This window comes from Bifidobacterium sp. UBA744 (genome assembly GCA_002298605.1).
Lineage (GTDB): Bacteria > Actinomycetota > Actinomycetes > Actinomycetales > Bifidobacteriaceae > Bifidobacterium.
The window spans coordinates 15,974-16,239 of the sequence record DBKS01000038.1 but is presented as its reverse complement, the minus strand read 5'-3'; the positions used below and the strand labels follow the sequence as shown (position 1 = coordinate 16,239).

Below are 266 nucleotides of genomic sequence, written 5' to 3'. Positions count from 1 at the left end.
ATAGCCATTGGGGTGGTGGACAATGATCGTTTCGCACTCCAACTCCTTGCGCAGACGCCAGAACAGGTGACGGCTGATTGTCGCATGCTGTGGGCTGTGGGCACAGGTGCCCAGACCGTCCAACATTGTTCGTACGGCACGCATACTCTTCCCGATGTGCTGCTTCTCGATATGTCATAACCGATATGAAAGGTACTGATATATCCGGATGCATATTCGCTTATTCATGATTTCCCTTTTCTGATTGGATGCTCGTTCATATCGCA

At 50.0% G+C, this 266-nt stretch carries 1 pseudogene; it reads left to right on the top strand.

Annotated elements, in window-relative coordinates:
* A pseudogene (locus B2994_RS03930) lies at positions 1-180 on the top strand (DNA-binding response regulator); the annotation flags it as partial.
* Positions 181-266: the final 86 nt, after the last annotated feature.